The 21,274-nt window shown below is 47.9% G+C and carries 17 protein-coding genes; 5 read left to right on the top strand and 12 right to left on the bottom strand.

What is annotated here, in order from left to right:
- Nucleotides 1–7 precede the first annotated feature (7 nt).
- From araA to HMPREF9944_RS02290, 5 genes are all read right to left on the bottom strand, one after another.
- Nucleotides 8–1,549 (bottom strand): L-arabinose isomerase, encoded by a 1,542-nt coding sequence (gene araA / locus HMPREF9944_RS02310; protein ID WP_008564176.1) that lies wholly within the window; start codon nucleotides 1,547–1,549, stop codon nucleotides 8–10.
- 28 nt (nucleotides 1,550–1,577) lie between these two features.
- Complete coding sequence (locus HMPREF9944_RS02305; RefSeq protein ID WP_008564175.1) at nucleotides 1,578–2,276, bottom strand: L-ribulose-5-phosphate 4-epimerase; 699 nt, start codon at nucleotides 2,274–2,276, stop codon at nucleotides 1,578–1,580.
- Nucleotides 2,277–2,301: 25 nt separating this feature from the next.
- Nucleotides 2,302–2,979: an NUDIX hydrolase gene (locus tag HMPREF9944_RS02300; protein ID WP_008564174.1), complete on the bottom strand. Its 678-nt coding sequence runs from the start codon at nucleotides 2,977–2,979 to the stop codon at nucleotides 2,302–2,304.
- A 265-nt stretch (nucleotides 2,980–3,244) separates the two neighbouring features.
- Nucleotides 3,245–5,206: a sodium/sugar symporter gene (locus tag HMPREF9944_RS02295; protein ID WP_008564173.1), complete on the bottom strand. Its 1,962-nt coding sequence runs from the start codon at nucleotides 5,204–5,206 to the stop codon at nucleotides 3,245–3,247.
- Nucleotides 5,207–5,238: 32 nt separating this feature from the next.
- Nucleotides 5,239–6,438, bottom strand: a complete 1,200-nt coding sequence (locus tag HMPREF9944_RS02290) for an aldose epimerase family protein (RefSeq protein ID WP_008564172.1) — start codon at nucleotides 6,436–6,438, stop codon at nucleotides 5,239–5,241.
- Nucleotides 6,439–6,941: 503 nt separating this feature from the next.
- On the opposite strand from HMPREF9944_RS02290, the gene HMPREF9944_RS02285 reads away from it, so the two are divergent.
- The 4 genes from HMPREF9944_RS02285 (at nucleotide 6,942) to HMPREF9944_RS12915 (ending at nucleotide 9,794) form a co-directional block, all read left to right on the top strand.
- Entirely contained in the window at nucleotides 6,942–7,388 is a 447-nt protein-coding gene (locus HMPREF9944_RS02285; RefSeq protein WP_008564171.1) for an NfeD family protein, read from the top strand.
- 26 nt (nucleotides 7,389–7,414) lie between these two features.
- Entirely contained in the window at nucleotides 7,415–8,368 is a 954-nt protein-coding gene (locus HMPREF9944_RS02280) for an SPFH domain-containing protein (RefSeq protein ID WP_008564170.1), read from the top strand.
- A 68-nt stretch (nucleotides 8,369–8,436) separates the two neighbouring features.
- Nucleotides 8,437–9,528, top strand: coding sequence for a UDP-N-acetyl glucosamine 2-epimerase (locus HMPREF9944_RS02275; protein ID WP_008564169.1), 1,092 nt, complete (start codon nucleotides 8,437–8,439; stop codon nucleotides 9,526–9,528).
- A 62-nt stretch (nucleotides 9,529–9,590) separates the two neighbouring features.
- The gene (locus HMPREF9944_RS12915) at nucleotides 9,591–9,794 is read left to right on the top strand and encodes a hypothetical protein (protein ID WP_155814583.1); all 204 of its coding nucleotides are present in this window, start codon (nucleotides 9,591–9,593) and stop codon (nucleotides 9,792–9,794) included.
- Nucleotides 9,795–10,012: 218 nt separating this feature from the next.
- Here the strand turns inward: HMPREF9944_RS12915 and nqrF are convergent, their stop codons facing one another.
- The 7 genes from nqrF to HMPREF9944_RS13190 form a co-directional block, all read right to left on the bottom strand.
- Entirely contained in the window at nucleotides 10,013–11,281 is a 1,269-nt protein-coding gene (gene nqrF / locus HMPREF9944_RS02270; protein ID WP_008564168.1) for an NADH:ubiquinone reductase (Na(+)-transporting) subunit F, read from the bottom strand.
- A 9-nt stretch (nucleotides 11,282–11,290) separates the two neighbouring features.
- Nucleotides 11,291–11,917, bottom strand: a complete 627-nt coding sequence (gene nqrE / locus HMPREF9944_RS02265) for an NADH:ubiquinone reductase (Na(+)-transporting) subunit E (protein ID WP_008564167.1) — start codon at nucleotides 11,915–11,917, stop codon at nucleotides 11,291–11,293.
- A 16-nt stretch (nucleotides 11,918–11,933) separates the two neighbouring features.
- A complete protein-coding gene (locus HMPREF9944_RS02260; RefSeq protein WP_004374977.1) occupies nucleotides 11,934–12,557 on the bottom strand; it encodes an NADH:ubiquinone reductase (Na(+)-transporting) subunit D in 624 nt (207 codons plus the stop codon).
- A 21-nt stretch (nucleotides 12,558–12,578) separates the two neighbouring features.
- A complete protein-coding gene (gene nqrC / locus HMPREF9944_RS02255; protein WP_008564163.1) occupies nucleotides 12,579–13,280 on the bottom strand; it encodes an NADH:ubiquinone reductase (Na(+)-transporting) subunit C in 702 nt (233 codons plus the stop codon).
- A 14-nt stretch (nucleotides 13,281–13,294) separates the two neighbouring features.
- Nucleotides 13,295–14,455 carry an NADH:ubiquinone reductase (Na(+)-transporting) subunit B gene (locus HMPREF9944_RS02250; protein WP_008564161.1) on the bottom strand — a complete coding sequence of 387 codons (1,161 nt, stop codon included), beginning with the start codon at nucleotides 14,453–14,455 and terminating at the stop codon, nucleotides 13,295–13,297.
- 20 nt (nucleotides 14,456–14,475) lie between these two features.
- The gene (locus HMPREF9944_RS02245) at nucleotides 14,476–15,825 is read right to left on the bottom strand and encodes a Na(+)-translocating NADH-quinone reductase subunit A (protein WP_008564160.1); all 1,350 of its coding nucleotides are present in this window, start codon (nucleotides 15,823–15,825) and stop codon (nucleotides 14,476–14,478) included.
- A gap of 64 nt (nucleotides 15,826–15,889) precedes the next feature.
- A complete protein-coding gene (locus HMPREF9944_RS13190) occupies nucleotides 15,890–16,063 on the bottom strand; it encodes a hypothetical protein (RefSeq protein ID WP_155814582.1) in 174 nt (57 codons plus the stop codon).
- Between the two features lie 424 nt (nucleotides 16,064–16,487).
- Here HMPREF9944_RS13190 and HMPREF9944_RS02240 point away from each other — a divergent pair, with 424 nt between their 5' ends.
- Entirely contained in the window at nucleotides 16,488–20,960 is a 4,473-nt protein-coding gene (locus HMPREF9944_RS02240; protein ID WP_044113198.1) for a translocation/assembly module TamB domain-containing protein, read from the top strand.
- Nucleotides 20,961–21,274 lie beyond the last annotated feature (314 nt).

The raw sequence follows: 21,274 nt of genomic DNA, 5'->3' as shown, positions 1-21,274 counted from the left end.
GATGGTATTAGTGAAGTGCCTTGTTCAACATATAATAAACCTCATTGAACTTTAATTCCTTGCGGAACTGCTCGTAGTTCGTTTCCTTGTTGATGATGAGGGCCTCGATATCGGCAATCTCGGCAAAGTCGCGCCAGTATTCGTCTGTGAGTCCGAAGCTGAAGCAAGAGTGATGCGTGCCGCCGGCGTTGAGCCAACAGCCAACACCGACTTCGAACGATGGCTCGGGAACCCAAAGGGCAGAGGCGACGGGGAGTTTCGGCAGAGGCTTAGACTTGATGAGGTTCACGTCGTTTGCAATCAGTCGGAAACGGTTGCCCATATCAACAATCGTTGCAGTGATGCCATGACCTTGCTTGCTGGTGAACACCAGTCGGGCCGTCGGGCTCTTGCGATAGCCGATGCCGAGGAAGTGGACTTCTAAGCGCGGTCTTTCTTCGGCAATGTCCGGGTTGATTTCCAACATGTGGGCCTCAAGGATAGAAGTATTCTCTCCGTCGAAGTTCAAGGTGTAGTCCTCAAGGAACGAGGTTCCGCCCGCTAAGCCCTGACTCATGAACCATGTGGTGCGATAGAGGGCGGCCGACTTCCAGTCTCCTTCTGCCCCGAAGCCGATGCCTTCGCTCATCAACCGCTGCGAAGCCAAACCGGGAATCTGGTCGAAGCCGTGGCCCGTTTCTTCTACATTAACGTCGCCGAGGTCGTCGAAGTTAGTTGTGAAGCCCTTTGCACCGTATGCCTTCAGTATGGCCCGTAGGGTAAGTTCAGCCTTTGCGGAGTTCCATACCTTTTTATATTCTTCGGTGTTCCGGTCTTCAAGTCTTCCGTCGTGCGCATAGTCACGGAAATATACCTTGACCAGTTCATCAACCTCAGCGTCTTTCACCTTATCGAAATAAGACAGTACTTCAGAGAAGGGGCAGTAGTCCACGTGGTAACCCAATACCTGTTCGAAAGCAACCTTGTCGCCGTCGGTTACGGCAACGTTGTTCATCTGGTCGCCGAAGCGGAGTATCAGACAGTCTTGCGCGTCGGCCCAACCTGCACATACGCGTTCCCAAACGGCAATGTGTTTCTGGGTCTTCTCGTCTTTCCAATGGCCGACAACCGTCTTATGGTTCTTGCGGAGACGTGAAAGGATATGGCCGAACTCGCGGTCGCCGTGCGCGCTCTGGTTCAGGTTCATAAAGTCCATATCCATGGTCTCCCACGGTATTTGTCGATTGTATTGCGTGTGCAGATGCAACAGTGGCTTGCGTAGAATCTGCATACCCTTTATCCACATCTTGGCCGGTGAGAAGGTGTGCATCCACGTGATGACACCAATACACTTCTTGTCGTTGTTGGCGCGTGACATAACGTCGGCAACCTCATTGGAAGAATTGGCCGTTCCCGCATAGATAACCTTTATAGGAAGCAGACCGGAGTTATTGAGCCCGTCAACCATTTCCTTTGAATGCCCGTCAACTTGCTTCACGGCATCACCTCCGTAAAGAAGCTGTGCACCGGTTACAAACCATACTTCGAAATTCTCAAATGCTTTCATCATTGCTTTATGTTTTTAGTTGTGTTGATACTTATTTCTTCTTCTGCCCGTAATAGGCGTTAGGGCCGTGCTTGCGGTTAAAATGCTTCTCCACCAACAACGGGTTCATGGTTGTTTGTGGGTTGATACTGAAAGAGATGAAGGCCATTTTGGCTACTTGTTCCATCACAACAGCGTTATAGACGGCGTTGTCGGGGTCTTTCCCCCAAGAGAACGGACCGTGGTTCTTCACCAAGATGCCGGGCGTGTGCACGTAATTGATATTGTCTTTCCTAAACTTGTCGACAATCACCACACCCGTGTTCAGTTCGTAATCGGCCATCTGCTCCTTCACCATGTCATCGGTGCAGGGAATAGCATCGTGGAAGTAGTCGGCATGCGTCGTGCCGATGTTGGGAATGTCGCAGCCCGTCTGTGCCCACGCCGTAGCGTAGGTGGAGTGGGTGTGGACAATGCCGCCTATCTCCGGGAAGTTGCGATAGAGCTCCAGATGTGTCGGGGTGTCGGACGACGGATTGAGGTCGCCCTCGACAACCTTCCCGCTCTGCAGGTCGACGACAACCATGTCCGAAGCCTTCATATTGTCGTAATCAACGCCGGAGGGTTTGATAACAACCAATTTCCGTTCGCGGTCGATGCCTGAAACATTTCCCCATGTGAAGATAACAAGCCGGTGCGTCACAAGGTCAAGATTGGCCTTGAAAACCTTTTCTTTTAGTTCTTCTAACATCGTTCTGATATTTTTCGTTTTGTCTTTATAACTTGAAATTCGGGTCGTCCTCGTATGCACGTTTGTTGAAGCGATAGAGTGCGGCTCCGCGTTTCGACGTTATTTTGTCTATCTGATTGGTCTTTTCGATGAAGTCTATCTGCTTGATGCGCTTTCTGAAATTGCGCTTATCGATGGCTTCACCCAGAATAGCCTCGTAAACATGTTGCAGCTGGGTCAGCGTGAACAGATCGGGAAGCAGATTAAAACTCAGCGGTTCGGTGTTCACACGGCGGCGGAGCATCGTAATCGCCTTGTCGACCATGATGTTGTGATCGGAGTAGAGCTTCGGCATCTCATCCAGATTCACCCATTCCAATCCATGTTGAATGCGCAGCTGATCGTCATAGTCTTTGACATTGATGAGTGCGCAATAGACGATTGAAATCACACGCTCGCCGGGGTCGCGGTCGATGTTGCCGAAGGCCCCGACCTGTTTCATGTAGAGTTTGCTCAATCCCGTCAGGTCTTGCAGCACCCTCGAGGCCGCGTCGGAAAGGCTTTCTTTCTCTTCGACGAAGCCGCCGTAGAGCGAGAGCTCACCGCGTCCCGGGTCCATATTTCGTTTTCCGAGAAGCAGTCTTAACTTGTTTTCTTCAAAGCCAAACACGATACAATCGACCGATACATATTGTTTGGCATGTTCACCATAATAATTTGTCATATCTTTATTTGCTTTTTGTTTGAACGGGAGTGGTATGCCGAAAGCAACACCGTTCTCCCACTGGTTTTTACTATATTTCCATCTCATTCTCGCGAGACCCGGGTCTCACGCTCGTGACATCCCCCTCTCATTCTCGCGAGACCCGGGTCTCACACTCGCGACATCCCCCTCTCTTTTAAATTACATCCCCCTCTAATTGAAATTACATCCCCCTCTAATTGAAAAGAGAGACGGCTCTGATTGGAGATGCCTGCCCGGCGCGTTCTTACCACAGAAGGGCATACAGCAGGAAAGTGATGAGCACGATGCCGCATGTGCCTAATGTGTATGCCCTGTCCGTTGCAAAGAGTTTCAGGTTGACGGGCAGTGCCTTTACGTCTTGCACCGTATCCTTCGAGTTGCTGTACAGCCAGACGGCAGACGAGCCCGTGAGCACGCCGAAGAAGTAGAAGGCCTGAAAGCCGATGTCGTTCAGATAGGCTATCGTGCTCGTATCGGGGTTGCCGCCCGGCCGGAGCACGCCAAGAACGGTGACGACTGCCGCGGCAACAATCATCAGTATGCCTGCCCCGCCCAAGACTTTCGCCCAGCGCAACATCTGCTGTCGGTCGGCTGCCGAGGGGAGTTCGCATTGAATGTATTTCTTGTCAAGATAGGTCACGACGACGAAGAAGACAAACAGAATGATGAAGATATAGCCCGCGCGGAATTGGAAGGCCACGTCGGGTAGTATCACCTTGAACAGCACGCCCATCGGAATGGTGAGAATGGCGGTCCATACGGCGGCCGTGGAAGAGGCACGCTTCCATAGGAGTCCCAGTCCGAACACGACGATAATGCCCGGATAGATGAAGCCCGAGTATTCCTGAATATACTGAAATGCCTGATCGAGCCCGCCCAACAGCGGCTCTACGGCTATCAAGGCGATGACCAATGCGGCTACGGCCACCACGCGGCCCACGTTGACCAGCGTCTTGTCTTTCGCCTCTTTGTTGATGTATTTCTTGTAGATGTCCATCGTGAAGAGGGTAGAGGTGGAGTTGAACATCGAAGCCAGCGACGAGATGATGGCTGCGGCCAAAGCTGCGAAACTCAGGCCCTTGATGCCCGTCGGGGTGAAATTGCGGATAAGCCATGGGTATGCATCATCTGCTCTCTCAATGTTGCCGGCAAGGTGCATGCTTGAAAATGCCTGCGGATCCTGCATGATATAATAGGCACAGATGCCCGGCAAGACGACGATGAAGGGTATCAAAATCTTCAGGAAGCCTGCGAAGACAAGGCCCTTCTTGGCTTCGTTGATGCTCTTGGCGGCCAATCCCTTCTGAATGATATACTGGTTAAAGCCCCAGTAGCCCAAGTTCGTCAGCCAGACACCGCCCACCACGGCAGCGATACCCGGCACGTTGCTGAAGGCTTGCGCGTTGTGGCTCTCTTGAATGACCAAGTGGAAGTGCACGTCGTTGGCATGCGTGCCCGTTGTCAGGTCTGCATAAACGCGAGACAAGGCGCCGAGTGCGTCGGTTCCGAACACTTTGCCCATCTCGCTCAAGGCAATATAGGCCGTAATCAGACCGCCGCCCACAAGGAATGTCACCTGCATCACGTCGGTCCATGCAACTGAGGCTAGACCGCCATAGATAGAGTAGAGTCCGGCGACGATGAACAGACCGAGGATAATCAGCATGCGCATGGAAACCGTCAGTCCGAAGATGCTGACTGAAAGCCCTTGCAGGCCCAAAATCTGCTCGATGGCCAATGCGCCCAGCCAAGCCACCGAGGTGAGGTTGACGAAGACGTAGAGGAAAAGCCACAGAATGGAGAAAGCAAGACCTACACCGTCATTGTAGCGTTCGCGCAGGAATTGTGGAATCGTAAAAATCTTGCGGTCGAGCATCACGGGCAAAAGGAATTTACCGATGACAATCAAGGTCACTGCGGCCATCACTTCGTAGGCAGCAATGGCTATGCCGTCGCGGAAGCCCGTGCCCGACATACCGATAAACTGCTCGGCAGAGATGTTGGCGGCAATCAGCGAGGCTCCCACGGCCCACCATGTCAGCGTGTTGCCGGCAAGGAAATAGTCGTTTGCACTCTTTTCTTTTCCATCCTTGTTGCGGCTGAGGAACAGGCCGAGGCCTACCAGCAATACAAGGTAACATACAAGGATAAGCATATCGACGGTCTTGAAGCCCGATAGGCTTATTGCTTCTGAAATACTGTTCATTGTTAGTTTGTTATTAGGTTTTTGTTATATGATTATTTCGTAGATGTTTCTTGTACGGAGAACTTATAAGCCAAGTGGCTATAGTATTTCTCGCCCGGTTTGAGGTAAGGATTGGAGATGTCCCAACCCTTTGTCTTTGCAACAATCTTCGTTGGAGAGTCGGGATACTTCTGACTCTCAAAGCAGACGCTCACGTGCTTGGGGTATTTGATGCCGTGCTTGCAGGCTATACCCGTGCCTTGAAAGTTGCCAGTATAAACTTGTAGGCCCGGCTCATTGGTGAAGACCTCAAGCAAAATACCTGTCCTCGGCGAATAAAGGCTTGCAGCAACTGTCTTGTCGTCGCCCTTCCCGTTCTTATAGGTGTTCAGACACCAATTATGATCGAAGCCTGTCGCATTCTTGATTTGGTTGAACGATGTGTCATATTTGTCGGCAATGGCAGTGGGTTTACGGAAATCCATCGGTGTTCCTGCAACATTCTTAATTTCGCCTGTTGGTATATAAAGCTTGTCACTTGGAGTGAACTTGTCTGCATTGATATACATTACTTGGTCGAAGCCTTCTTTTGACGGGTCACCATTCAGATTGAAATAAGAGTGATTGGTCATGTTGATGACGGTTTCCTTGTCGGTGGTTGCTTCAAAGACGATATCAAGCGTGTTGTCACTTTTCACGGTATAGGTTGCCGTTGCTTTAACGGTTCCGGGAAAGCCGTTCTCACCGTCGCTTGCAGTAAGACTGAAGACAACCGAACTGTCAGTCTTTGCCTTAATGGCATAAATCTGATGCATCCAACCCGTATTCCCGCCGCCATGGAGACTGTTGCCATTATCATTCGCTCTCAAATGGTATTCCTTGCCACTCGCATTGATTTTAGAATCCTTGATTCGATTGGCATAACGCCCCACGGTAGAACCATAATCTGACGGACTGTTGATGGTGTCTGCATACTGTGCAAGGTTGTCATAGCCCAAAACTACGTCTGCAGGCTGGTTATTCTTGTCGGGAACAACAATGGATACCACGCGTCCACCATAGTTTGTCAGACATACTTCCATACCATTTTGATTGGAAAGCGTTATCAACTCGGTCTTTTTACCATTGATAATTGAGTCAAAAGCTGTAGGGTTCAGCCCCGAAACAGTCAACTGTGCATGCTTTGTATCGCATGCGGAGAACAGCATACTTGCCATTCCAACTCCGAATAAAAGTCCTTTTAAGTTTCTCATAAACATGAGTGATTATTTAGGTGAATTAATGTTTTGGGTGTAAATTTACTACTTTTTGAAACAACTTGTATCTTTCTTCCCCTCGTTTTTCATGTCATACATGTTTAATTAACACTTTTAAGCATTTAATAATCGACCGTTCTGTGTCGCATTCCTATTATTTGAATCAGACCATTCTGATTTTCAATTACCCTTTTTGCCATGTTGAATACGAATCGATGAAATAAGCTGTAACCTAAACCTTCTTTATTTTTTTATCATTCGAACAGCCGGACGAGCATTCCCTTTTAGTTTTCCGTCAATCCGATGCCTCGGGGTACTTTCTAATTTGTGAGCGGATACGTCCGTGTCAACTCATAGAATAAAGCTTTCTGTGGTTTTAGAATAAAGCTTTCTGTGGTTTGTTCTTGTAAATAATTGTCAAAAGGTTTTGTTGTTAGTGGTTTTTGATTTATATTTGTAGGCATATTTTGATGAACAGAACAATATCAAATATTCGAACCATGATAGATTACATCGTAGGAAATTTATGGCTGATTTGGGCAATTATCATGTTTGGTTGTCTTATCTTGGAATTGAGTTCGGGCGATTTCTTCGTCACGTGCTTTGCTATTGGTGCCTTGATAGCCATGGGAGCTTCGTTTATCGTTCCTTTTTGGGCACAGGTCTTGGTATGGGCCGTTTGCTCTGTGCTGAGTATCTGGTTTATCCGACCAAAACTTCTCCGGCGGTTGCATGCCGGTGGTGAGGAGCGTCTCAGCAACGCCGATGCTTTGATTGGACGTATAGGAATAGTCATTGCACCGATTTCTCCCGGTCATAGTGGTTATGTGAAGGTTGATGGTGACGAATGGAAGGCTGTCGCAGAAATACCGGAGACGATAGAGCAGGGGAGCAAGGTCGAAATCATAAGTCGCGACTCCATTATCGTGACCGTAAGAGTGATATAATATAAAACCATTTAATACGTTGAATTATGAATATCGGATTCTATGCATTGTTGGCCATCGTCGTATTGGCTATCATTTTTATCAAAATGACCGTGGTTATTATTCCACAGAGTGAAACAAAGATTGTCGAACGCTTGGGTAAATATTATGCTACGCTCAAGCCGGGTATCAATCTTATCATACCTTTTATAGATCGTGCCAAAACCATCGTGGCAATGCATAATGGGCGTTATGTCTATACGAATACCATTGACCTGCGCGAGCAAGTGTATGATTTCGCCCGTCAGAATGTAATAACCAAGGATAATATCCAAATGCAGATCAATGCCTTGTTGTATTTCCAGATAGTGGATTCTTTCAAGGCGGTCTATGAAATCAACAATCTTCCGAACGCCATCGAGAAGCTGACGCAGACAACATTGCGTAACATTATCGGAGAAATGGAATTGGATCAAACACTCACCAGCCGCGATATCATTAACACGAAACTGCGCGGCGTGCTTGACGATGCCACCAATAAATGGGGAATAAAGGTCAACCGAGTTGAACTCCAAGACATAACTCCTCCACAAAGTGTGCTTCAGGCCATGGAAAAGCAAATGCAGGCAGAACGTAACAAGCGTGCCACAATCTTGACAAGTGAAGGCGATAAGCAGGCACAGATATTGCAGAGTGAAGGCGACAAGGCAGCCATGATTAACAAGGCGGAAGCAGCCAAACAACAGGCTATCCTCAATGCAGAGGGTGAAGCAACGGCCAGGATACGTAAGGCCGAGGCAGAGGCCATCGCAATCGGTAAGATTACAGAAGCAGTGGGCAAAAGTACGAATCCAGCGAACTATCTCCTTGCCCAAAAATATATTCAGATGATGCAGGAGGTTGCACATGGAGACAAGACAAAGACGGTCTTTCTTCCCTATGAGGCAACCAATCTCATGGGAAGCATCGGTGGAATTAAAGAACTTTTCAAGCTTGATTGAAAATGGTTCCGCTTTTGTTTCATGGTTTCATCATAATTTCCTACTTTTGTGACAAAATGCTATAAGTTATGAATATTGCAATTGTCTGTGGAGCTCGTCCGAATTTTATGAAGGTTGCTCCGATTATTCGAGCCATTAGAAACAATAAGAGCTACGAAACCATTAACTCTCGGCTTATTTATACGGGGAAGCAGGACGATCCTACCCTCGAGGACTCGCTTTTCAACGACCTTGAGATAGATCGTCCCGATTTTTACTTAGATGTAGACTGTGAGAATCTGAATGAACTTACAGGGCAAGTGATGTCGAAGTTCGAACGCTATCTGCAAAAATATCCCACCGATGTTGTTATCGTCGTAGACGACCTTGCCAGCACAATGGCAATAGCCATCGTCACAAAAAAGCAAGGCATCAAGCTGGCTCATATTGCAGCAGGTACGCGCAGCTTCGATATCGCCATGCCGAAAGAAATCAATCGTTTGGTCATAGACGGTCTGAGTGATATCCTCTTTACGGCAGGCATAAGCAACAATAACATTGCCAACAAGGAAGGTGCAGAGCTTAGCAAGGTTTACATGGTGGGCAATATCTTGATTGACAACCTGCGCTATTATCACAATCGTTTGCAACGTCCAAAGCTATTAGACCGAGTCGGACTCAAAGAGAAGGGATATCTTGTTTTCACACTCAACCGTAAGGCCTTGATAGGCGATAAGCCACATTTGTCTCTGCTCATCAAAGCGATGATCAACGGAATGAAAGGCACAGCCATGCCAATACTCGCTCCATTGCGTTCGGAAGCGGCCATGATGGTGAAAGAAATATTGGCAGAAATCGGTAGCCCGTCATTCTTTATATTGATCGAACCGCAGAGCTATCTTGACTTTGCATATATTACGGCCAATGCATATGGGCTTATTACCGACAGCGGGAACGTTGCGGAGGAGGCTACTTTCAATCAGGTTCCGTGTATCACGGTCAACAGTTATACGGAACACATCGAGACCGTGAAGCAGGGAACAAATGTTCTGGTGGGCGAAGACCCCGAATTGTTGTCTTCCTCTGTTTCCGATATGATGTCAGGACAATGGAAGAAAGCCACTCTACCCGATCGATGGGACGGCCGGAGCGCCGAGCGCATTCTTCAAATACTTTGTTAACCCAACCAATTCATTAGGATTTTTCCTCATATACTTAAAAAAATGTGAGTTCGATAAAGCCAATGGAGAAAGAATGTTCTTCCTCTACGGGGGAAGATAGGAAAACAAGAAAAGGACGTTCTTCCGCCGTGGCGGAAGATAGTAAAATCGAAAAAGAACGTTCTTCCGCCATGGCGGAAGATAAAAAATGTAAAAGAAACGTTCTTCCACCACGGCGGAATATAAAAAATGCAAAAAGAATATTCTTCCGCCATGGCGGAAGATAAAAAACGTAAAAGAAATGTTCTTCTACCACGGCGGAAGATAAAAAATGTAAAAAAGAATGGTCGTCCGAGACGTCGGATGATTGAAAAACAAAAATTATACTTTGTAGTCCTTCGACTACAAAATCGCCTATTGGGGCAATCGTCAAATTATAACGGGGAAAGAGAATGCATCAAAATCTATATTTTGATGCACCCTCGTTGATGGATTTCCGGTTGGATTAACCGAAGTTATCATACATGATTGCATCTTGATCAACGCCAAGACTGTCCAGATAATCGGTCACTGTCTTGATAAGCATTGGAGGACCACAGAGATAATACTCGCAATCTTCAGGTGCCTCATGATTTTTCAAGTAGGTATCACGAATACAGTTAACTGCAAAACCTGTATAATACTTCACACCCGCTGCATCAGCCTTCGGGTCTGCTTGGTCGAGCGAAAGATGGAAATGGAAGTTTGGATACTCCTTTTCAAGCTCCCAGAAATCCTCAAGAAAGAAAGCTTCACCCAAAGCTCGTGCACCATAGAAGAAGTGCATTTCGCGGTCGGTTGTATGCAACGTCTTTGTCATGTGCATGATTTGTGCCCGCAACGGTGCCATACCCGCTCCACCACCAATCCAAATCATCTCCTTACCGGAAGTGAAATTCGGGTGGAAGTCGCCATAAGGCCCACTCATCATCACCTTATCTCCAGGCTTGAGAGAGAAGATATAAGAGGATCCGATACCTGTAGGCACGTTTTGGAAACCTATTTGCGGACGTGGAAGGAAAGGCGTTGTGGCAATACGGACGGTAAGCGTAATGATGTCGCCCTCGGCAGGATAGTTGGCCATGGAATAAGCGCGAACGGTAGGTTCGGGGTTATGTGCTTTGAGAGAGAAGATGTTAAACTTCTTCCATGCACCTATATATTCCTCGCCAATGAGTGCCTTATCGAAGTCTTTATCATAGTCGATGCAATCGTATGCTGGGATTTTAATCTGTGCATACGAGCCAGGAACGAAGTCCATATGCTCTCCTGCAGGCAATGCCACCTTGAATTCCTTGATGAAAGAGCTGACGTTCTTGTTGGCAATGACAGTACACTCCCACTCCTTCACGCCCATGACACTCTCGGGAACCTTGACTTTCAAGTCGCCCTTTACCTTGCACTGACAACCCAATCGCCAGTGATCCTTTATCTGCTTACGTGTGAAATGAGGCTTTTCTGAATCGAGGATTTCACCACCACCTTCAAGTACTTGTAACTTGCATTGACCACAGCTGGCCTTGCCACCGCAGGCAGAAGGCAGGAAGATGCCATTCTCATTGAGAGTTGCCATAACGCTGTTACCCTGTGGCACCTCAATGGTCTTTTCGCCATTAATTTCTATTTTCACGTTACCGCTTGGGCTGAGATATTTCTTGGCCACAAGCAGCATAACGACGAGAAGGAGTATGATGATTAAGAATACCCCTATGCTTGATAAAATGAACTGTTCCATATACCTTTATTATATTTTAAGTCCGCTGAACACCATCATAGCCATCGCCATGAGTCCAACGGTGATAAACGTGATGCCAAGTCCTTGCAGTGGCTTTGGAACATCACTATACTGCATCTTTTCACGAATGGCACCCATGAGCACAATAGCTAATGTCCAGCCGAGTCCGGAACCGACAGCATAGACAATAGCATCAACTACATTACCGATATATTGTGAGTTGCTGGGGTCAAGATTGATGCGCTGCTGCATAAAGAGAGACGCTCCCATGATAGCACAGTTGACGGCAATCAAAGGCAAGAAAATACCTAAAGCTGAATAAAGTGACGGCGAATACTTTTCAACTGTCATCTCTACCAACTGCGTAATGCCGGCAATAACAGCAATGAAGAGAATGAAACTCAAATAGGAAAGGTCGACTCCTTCAATCAAACAGTTGGGCCCAAGCACCTTCGTTTGGAGCAGATAATCAACCGGAACCGTTACGAACAGCACAAAGGTTACAGCCATACCAAGCCCAAAGGAAGTCTTTACATTCTTGCTTACGGCAAGGAATGAACACATGCCGAGGAAGAAAGCAAAGATCATGTTGTCGACAAATATCGAACGGAAAAGCAATGAAATGATATGTTCCATCTTATTTCTACTTTATTTATTTCTCTTTATAAAAATAGGCACGATGTACCCAAATGACACAACCTACAAGAATTAAGGCCATGGCAGGCATCGTCATCATACCATTATTCATATAACCTGCATCGTAAACTGACTGTGGAATCAACTGGAAACCAAGCAGACTGCCACGTCCCAACAATTCACGGAAAGCACCGACAATAACTAAAATCAACGCATACCCTAAACCATTGCCTACTCCATCAAGGAAACTTGGCCAAGGTTTATTCATCATTGCAAAAGCCTCAAGACGCCCCATGAGAATACAGTTGGTGATAATCAGCCCGACATAGACCGACAACTGCACGCTGACATCATAAGCTACAGCCTTCAATATCTGACTAACAATAGTTACCAAAGCAGCAACGACCACCAATTGAACAATGATACGGATGCGCATTGGAATGGTTTTGCGGATAGAAGCAATGATAACATTAGAGAAAGCCGTAATGATTGTAACGGCAAGTCCCATGACAATAGCTGGCTTCAGCTGTGAAGTGACAGCCAATGCACTGCAGATACCAAGCACTTGAACCAGGATTGGGTTATCAAGGTTCAGCGGATTGATAAATGCTTCTTTATTTTGTTTACTGAATAAACTCATCTTCTGCTGTTATTATAAGGATTATTTATCATTCAAGAATGTCAGATACTTGCCCAAAGCTTCATGCAACATGTCACGCACACCATTACTGGTCAGTGTGGCACCTGTTACGGCATCAACCTGTGTTGCAGGGTCGGTGACATTCTTTTCAACTCCAAGTGCAATAGTTTTATCGTCACCCGATGCAAAGACTTTCTTGCCTTGGAACTTTTCCTGCCAAGCAACGTTGTCCTTAATTTCTGCACCTAAGCCTGCAGTCTCACTTTCATGATTGAAATAAGCACCGTAGACCGTAGCCTTATCTTCATTTAAAGCGATATACCCACTGATAGGTCCCCAGAGTCCCATACCATAAACAGGGATTACATATTTGCGAGAACCGTTGACTTTGCAGATATACAAAGCCAACTTGCCTGCCTTATAATCCTTGCTTTCGAGCTTGAAACCGGCTTTTTCACCACCTTGCGTTCCAGCCTCAACAATCTTCCCTTTTTCATCAATCACTTCATCGGCAATGACCACTTCCTTATATTTGGCATCGGCTTCTTCATTGCTAAGGTCACGAATGTTGAGTGAATTCAGTATCTGTTTCTTCTTATCGAGTGCCACATTGGCATCCTGCATTGGTTTCAAAGCCTGAAACACGAAAGCCAAAAGGAAAGCAACAATGACTACGATAACGGCAGAATAGATAATCGTATATGAATTTGAATTTGTCTTCATAATCAATCTCTTATTTATTTTTCATTCGTTACACGTTTTGCACGACGAGAGATGTTGCACTGAACAACGCAATAGTCGATGAGTGGAGCAATCATGTTGCCGAAGAAAATCGCTAACATCATGCCCTCGGGGAAACCTGGATTCATTACGCGGACTATCACAGCAAGTGCACCAATGAAGAAACCATAGTAGTATTTTCCCGTCTCTGTACGAGCAGAAGTGACAGGATCAGTAGCCATGAACACGGCACCAAAGCAGAAACCTCCCAACACAATATGCTCATACCATTGTATAGGAGTCATGCCCAAAGCATGGAACAACACAGCCATCACAATACCACCGGCAAATACTGAACCCATAGTTTTCCAGCTGGCAATGCCTGTCCATAACAAAATAACAGCTCCGATGGCAATAGCAATAACGCTGGTTTCACCGATTGAACCTGGTATAAAGCCAATGATCATATCAGCCAATGAAGCATCAGGCATACTACCTGTTGCCAATTGTCCGAGCGGGGTAGCTGCAGTAAAGGCATCAGGAAGCGTATTGCCCAAGCCAAAAATAGAGTTGGTAGCTACCCATACGCGGTCACCTGTCATAGCACTTGAATAAGAGAAGAACAGGAACATACGGGCAGCAACAGCCACATTGAAGATGTTCATACCCGTTCCACCGAATATTTCCTTAACGAAAACCACTGAAAAAGCACAGGCTAAAGCCAACATCCACAAAGGACAGCTGACGGGAACTATCATCGGAATGATAATACCAGAGACCAAATAGCCTTCTTGGATTTCTTCTCCTTTCCATTGTGCCCATGCAAACTCAATACCTAAGCCGACAACATAGCTGACAATCAGCTTGGGGAGAACGGCCAAAAAGCCAAACATGAACATGTTCCAGAAAGAAGCCTCTGCCAATTTTCCTGCCGCAGCAAAATTCTGATAGCCTATATTATACATTCCAAAGAGCAAAGCTGGAAGCAAAGCTATCACAACAAAGCTCATGATACGCTTCGAATCAATCGCATCATGGATATTGGTTCCACTCACTGATGTGGTATTAGGCACATACAAAAATGTCTCCAATCCGTCAAACACACTACGGAAAGCATGGAGTTTACCACCCTTTTCAAATGTAGGTTTGATGTTATCAAGATATTTTCTTAGACTCATAATTCTTTTATCCTTAAATATTAAGCATTCTCTTTACGAAGCATATCAAGACCATTGCGTACTATCTTTTGCAATTCCAACTTGGAAGAGTCAACGAATTCAGCTACAGCAAAGTCTTCCGGGCTTACTTCATAAATACCCAACTGCTCCATCTTGTCGATGTCTTCTGCAATGATGGCCTTGATAAGATACTCTCCATAGATATCCATAGGAAGCACTTTATCGTACTCTCCGCTCATGATCATGTGGCGCTCGCCGCCTTTGACGCGGGCATCGAGGTCGTATTCCTTTTTTCTCAAGAGCCATGAAAAGTAGCTGCGTGACGTGGAATACTGATTGACGCGCGGCAATATCCACCCCAGCAGTTCGTTGTTGTCGTCGCCTTCGGGAATAGCCGTTACTTCGGAAGTGTGCGCGCCGATATAGTCTTCGAGCGTAGACTTGCGCCCCGTCAGTGGATTGCCATTGATGATGCGCACGTGCTCCGTAGCTTTCAGCCGACCTTCAAGTACGGCTCCCAGTGACGTTCCCACCAATGTCTCTACGTAGGAAGGCGTTTTCACCTCACTGCCTGCAACGGCAATGACACGGCGAAGGTCAACCTTTCCCGTATTGAACAGACGGCCGATGAAGATAACGGCCGCCGGGTCTACCGTCCAAACCACTTCCCCTTTGTTGACAGGAGAAACGTGGTTCACCTGCACGCCGACGTTTCCTGCCGGGCATTTGCCGTCGAAAACGTTGATTTCGACATCCTTTGCATCGACAAGCGCAGATGCCGTTTGCCGCACGCCGACTCCCAGATACGTCTTTTGTATCTTCGACAGAGCCGTCAGTCCGGTCTGAAAATCCTTCTCATTACCTTTCAACTCCACTTCAAAGTCCGAGGCCAAAGGCATGTCACGGAAGGCAGAGACGAAGATGGCTTTCGGCGTGGTGTCGGGCGTCGTAGCCACGGCGTAAGGCAACTGCTGGATATACCCGAACAAGCCCGCTTCGAGCAGGGCCAGCTTCACGGCCTCGCCGTCGAGCGAAGCAACGTCTTTCAGGCCGAACGCCACGTATTGCTGAACCTCGTCGGCCTTCAACTTAACGCATAGAACCTTGCGCCGGTCGCCTCTCACTATCGCCTCTACCGTTCCGCTCACCGGAGAGGCGAACTTCACCTCCGGGTGTTTCTTGTCCACGAACAAGGCGTCGCCGGCCCTGACGCTGTCGCCCTCGCGCACGACCACCTTGGGGACAACTCCCCCGAAACTTTCCGGCACCAGTGCACAATCGGCACTCTTCACCGGTTCTACGGTTCCTTTGTCGGCGCGTCCCCGCAGGTTGATGTCCAAGCCTTTGCGTAACTTAATAACATTTGCCATAACTACATTTATCTATTGAATAATTCTTTTCCCTTAAAAAACCGTCTGAATGACCGTTGCAAAATTAGGGAAAAATAAGCATAAAAGAAAGAAAAAAAGGCAATATATTCCCATAGAAGTCAAAAATGCCGTGTATTCCTGCCACAAAACTACCGTCGCCGTCAAAAGACAACCCCGCCGCCTTATCATGCCTTGCGGAAAGAGAAAAAGTTTCATGCGGTTGAAACTGTAGTTTCATACGGTTGAAACTCAAGTTTCATACGGTTGAAAATTTTATGGCATACGTTTGGAAATTTTTCAGCATGCGGGAGGAAGAAAATTTCCTTGCGGGAAGAAATAAATTTTCTCCCGTATGAAAATAAATTTCTTTGCGGGAGAAAATAAATTTATATACGGGAAGAAATTTTCGGGCATACGGGAAGAAATAAATTTTCTTGCGGGAGGAAATTCCACGGCTCACAATATTCGTTAATTGTAATGCGATTTACAATTTATTTAATGCGGTTTACAATCGATTGGCCACCGCAGTCCAACTTTATCGGCCCCGCATATCGAGATGAATCCTCGTGTATATCGTGCATTTTTCCCCGCTATGCTTCGCCGGGCGTGGTTCCAACTTTTTTCGGGCAACCGGCCCGGATTTCAAGATTTTTTGTGTAAGTTTGCAACGCAATTTCATTAGAGAGGATAAACTGAACAGACTCAAACATATTATTAACGCCGCTGTATGGACCTTGGCAGGACTGTATTTTGCGCTCGTCGTATTGCTGCACATTCCGGCAATCAAAGGCTTCGTGGGGCGAGAGGCCGGACGTGCACTGGAGGAGAAGTTGGGGACGAAGGTCTCTGTCGGCAAGGTTGATCTGGGCTTTCTGAACCGCCTGGTGATTGACGATGTGGTGGTCTGCGACCGGCAAGGACGGCAGTTGCTGACCTCTTCGCGCGTGTCGGTGAAGGTAGACGTCTTTTCCCTGTTCGAGGGGCGCGTCGCCATCTCGTCGGCCCAACTGTTCGGCGCGTCGGTCAATGCCTATCGTCCCACGGCATCGGCCGAGCCTAACTATCAGTTCGTGCTCGACTCGCTGGCCTCGAAAGACAAGCGCGCCGGGGGAGGGCTTGATTTGAGCATCGGGTCGCTCATCGTCCGTAACGGCCGGCTGAAATACAACCGGTTGGATGCTGCTGCCAAGGGTGCGCGGCAGTTGGATTTGAATCATCTGAACGTGTCGGATATCAGTGCGCATGTCATTCTCAACGCATTGACCGACGACAGTGTCAATATCGTCATAAAAAAACTTGCTTTCAAAGAGGCGAGCGGGCCGGAGCTTCGTTCGTTGTCTGCAAGGTTCACGGCCAACAAACAGCGGGCGGTGTTGGCTTATCTCAATGTCAAGATGCCCGGCACAAGCATTTGCATCAAAGACGGGACGGCCGATTATTCTTTTGAAGACGGTCGGTTGCAACTGCCTTCTCTCCGTTACAGAGCAACGCTGGACCGGTCTGTGGTGCGGCCATCGGACGTATCGTTCCTGCTTCCTGAACTCAAATCGTTCAAACGGAAGATAGACGTTTCTGCGTCGCTTGGCGGCACAAGCAGTTCCGTCAGGGTATATTCGTTGCAGGTGAGCGGGCGGAGCATCTATCTTTCAGCTAAAGGCTCCGTGAGCAATTGGCAGGACAAGATGCGCTGGGCGGCGGATATCAACAGCCTCAGCATGCGGGGCGACGGCATTAAGTTCATCAGCGAGAATTTAGGCAAGCGCGTCAATATTCCTTTGGAAGTCACGCGGCTGGGCAACCTGAAGTTCAAGGGAAGCGCGGGCGGCTATGGGAAGGACGTTGCTATGACGGGCGTGCTGCGGACGGATGCCGGAAACGCCCGGCTGTCTGTGGGATTGAACGGGAAGCGCTTCAACGGACGTATCGAAACGGAGGGGATTGCACTGGGCAAAATCATCGCTGACGACCGGCTGGGGACGATGGCCGCAAAGCTTTCTGTAAACGGCCAAGTGCAAGAGCAGCTCTTAGAGGTCAAGGCGCAGGGAACGGTCCGTCATATCGATTACAATCGCTACACCTATCGCAATATCGACCTTGATGCCGTCATACGAAAGCGCAACCGGCAGTTGAGTTTCAATGGGAAGTTCGGCATAGACGACGCCAACGGTAAGCTGCAAATCAACGGAAGTTTCAGTAATATGGGGCGTGTGCCCGAAGCAAACATCACGGCCCGTATTTCTCATTTCAACCCGCAGGCTTTGAAACTGACGAGTCTGTATCCCTTGACGAGCTTCAGCATGGAAGTTGCGGCCAATATCCGCGGGAAAGATTTGAACACGGCGAACGGCACGATAACGATAAAAGACTTTGAGATGCAGGCGCCTCACAGCAGTTATCGTATGGATAATCTGCAGTTGGAGGCCGTGCAGAGCGGGGCGCAACACACGGTCACCTTGCAGAGCGACTTCGCCCGATTGCAGCTCATCGGGCATTGCAATTATGCAGCTTTGCCCAATAGTATCATCAACATCGTGGCCGGCAGTCTTCCGACGCTTCCCGGATTGCCGCGTGTAAAGCATGTCGGTGGAAATAACTTCGTGCTTCATGCGAATATCAGCAGAAGCGATTGGCTGCAAAAGCTTTTCGGCATAGATATCCATTTGGAACGACCTGTAAGCTTGTCGGCCGCTGTCAACGACCATCGGCGACAAATGAGTCTGACGGCTCAACTCCCTGCATTCACCTATGCCGGTAATCGTTTTGAGCACGGTTACGTAAAGATAATTTCGCCTTCGGATACGCTAAAGGCAAACGTTCATGTCAGAAGATTGAGCGAGGACGGGCAGGGCATGTATTGGAACATTCAAGCCAATGCTGCCGACAATAAGTTGAACTCTGTGTTGACATGGAAGAACCTGAAAGGAAAGAATATATCGGGGGCGCTGCACACAGAGACCGATTTCTTCAACATACAGGGCAAGGCTGCGGCTCATGTCAATGTGCATACGTCCAAGGTGCTTGTCGATGGCACCACATGGGTCGTGCAACCCGGCGACATCGTCTATCATGCCAAGCATCTTACTATTGACCACTTTGCCGTGACGCATGGCAATCAACATATTATTATAGCAGGGTTGGCCACTCCTAATCCCAAAGACTCGGTCGTCGCCGAGCTTAAGAATGTAGACATCGCATATATTCTCAATCTCGTGAACTTCCATGCGGTGGAGTTCAGCGGTAAGGCAAGTGGAAAGGCTTATATTGCCTCGGCTTTCAATAAGCCTTCTGCTTCTGCCAGACTGCAAATCGATGATTTCCGATTTGAGGACGGTCGTATGGGAACCCTGTATGCCGATTCACGGTGGAATGAAAAGGAAGGGCAGATAGATATAGACGCCATCGCCAAGGATACGGTTCTCAATCGCATGGGAGAACGATATGTGCCATTGGAGACGAGTATCCAAGGCTACGTTTCTCCCCGCAAGAACAATATCGAATTGAACATTAAGGCCAACGGCACGCGGATAGAGTTCCTCAAAAGTTTTTGTGGCAGCTTCATCGATCGTGTAGATGCGTTTGCCGATGGCAATGTCCAAGTTGCTGGACCGTTGGATAAGATTAATCTCACAGGGGAACTCATTGCCAATGGCAGCTTGCATCTAAGTGCACTCAACACGTCATATACGCTGAAGCATGCCAAGGTGCGTGCTATCCCCAATGAAATTCGTTTCCTGAACGACACCATCTATGACCGTGACGGGCATCGAGGCATTCTAAGCGGTGCGCTGTATCATCAACACCTGACCAAGATGAGCTATGATATCAATGTCGATGCCCGGAATCTGCTCTCCTATGATACGCATGCTTTCGGCGACAACACGTTTTATGGTACGGCCTATGCCACCGGTAAATGCAATATACGCGGGAAGAGCGGAGAGGTTGTCATCGATGTGAATGCCACTGCCGAGCGTGGCAGTCAAATCGTATATAACGTGGCAAGCCCAGCGTCTGTCTCTAAGCAGGAGTTCATTCATTGGAGCGACCGAAACGATTTGCACGTACAAGCATTTCCATCGCAAGAGCAAAAGACAGAAGATGCTGTCCATGACATACCGACCGACATACATATCAATTTCCTGATGAACGTGTCGCCCGAGGCTACGCTCAAATTGCTCATGGACCCCACGAGTGGAGACTATATTGCCCTCAACGGCAGTGGCGGGTTACGTGCCACCTATTATAATAAAGGTAACTTCGACCTCTACGGCAACTATCTGATAGACCATGGCATCTATAAGCTGACAATCCAGAATGCCATCAAGAAAGACTTCCAATTCATGCCGGGCGGTACCATCAGCTTTGGTGGCGACCCTTATGCTGCGGCCCTCAATCTCAAGGCACAATATACCGTGCAGGGTGTCAGTCTCTCCGACTTGAATATCGGCCGAAGTTTCTCCAACAGCAATATTCGCGTGAATTGCCTGATGAACATCACAGGAACGCCGGCTTCGCCCAAAGTAGACTTCAGTCTCGACATGCCGACGCTCAACAACGATGCCAAGCAAATGGTTCTAAGCCTCATCAACAGCGAAGAGGAAATGAACCAACAAGTGCTCTATTTGCTTGCCATAGGCAGGTTCTACACGCAAGGCAGCAACAATGCTGTCACGGAAACGGGGCAGAGTCAAACCAGTCTGGCCATGCAGAGCCTACTTAGCGGAACGGTCAGCCAGCAAATCAACAATGTGTTGAGCAGTGTTGTCAATAACACGAATTGGAACTTCGGGGCCAATATCTCTACGGGCGACGAGGGCTGGAATAACGCAGAGTATGAGGGCATACTGAGCGGCCGACTGCTCAACAACCGACTGCTCTTCAACGGACAGTTCGGCTATCGTGATAATGCTAATGCTACGACGAGCTTCATCGGCGACTTCGACCTGCGCTATCTGTTGTTCCCTAACGGCAATTTTGCCGTGCGCATGTACAATCAGACCAACGACCGATATTTCACCCGCAACAGTCTTAACACGCAAGGAATAGGTCTTATTCTGAAGAAAGACTTCAATAGCTTCAGCGATCTCTTCAGACGGACTAAGAAGACCGTTCAGACGAAGCCCGGCGAAGTCAAGTAATGCCAAACGATGAAAATTTTCCTGCTTTTCTTTCTTGTTTACAAATTAATTGCTTACCTTTGCACGCGATGAATAAAAACAATTCGACATATCATCACAGTGCGTGCCCGATGCAAAGAAACTTTGATTTCTCTGCATCTTTTAACGCTTATTATTTGGTCAATCCAAATAATTTGCTAACACACACACACACACACACACACACACACACACACACACACACACACACACTTAGCGCACCTGGCGTTTAAACGTCTTCACGTACGCGCGCGCGAAGAGCGCGTAACACTAATAAACAAAGGGCTTCTCGGAGT

Source organism: Segatella maculosa OT 289, from assembly GCF_000243015.1.
GTDB lineage: Bacteria > Bacteroidota > Bacteroidia > Bacteroidales > Bacteroidaceae > Prevotella > Prevotella maculosa.
Note: the sequence above shows the minus strand (reverse complement) of the source record. Positions and strands in the feature narration are given on the sequence as shown.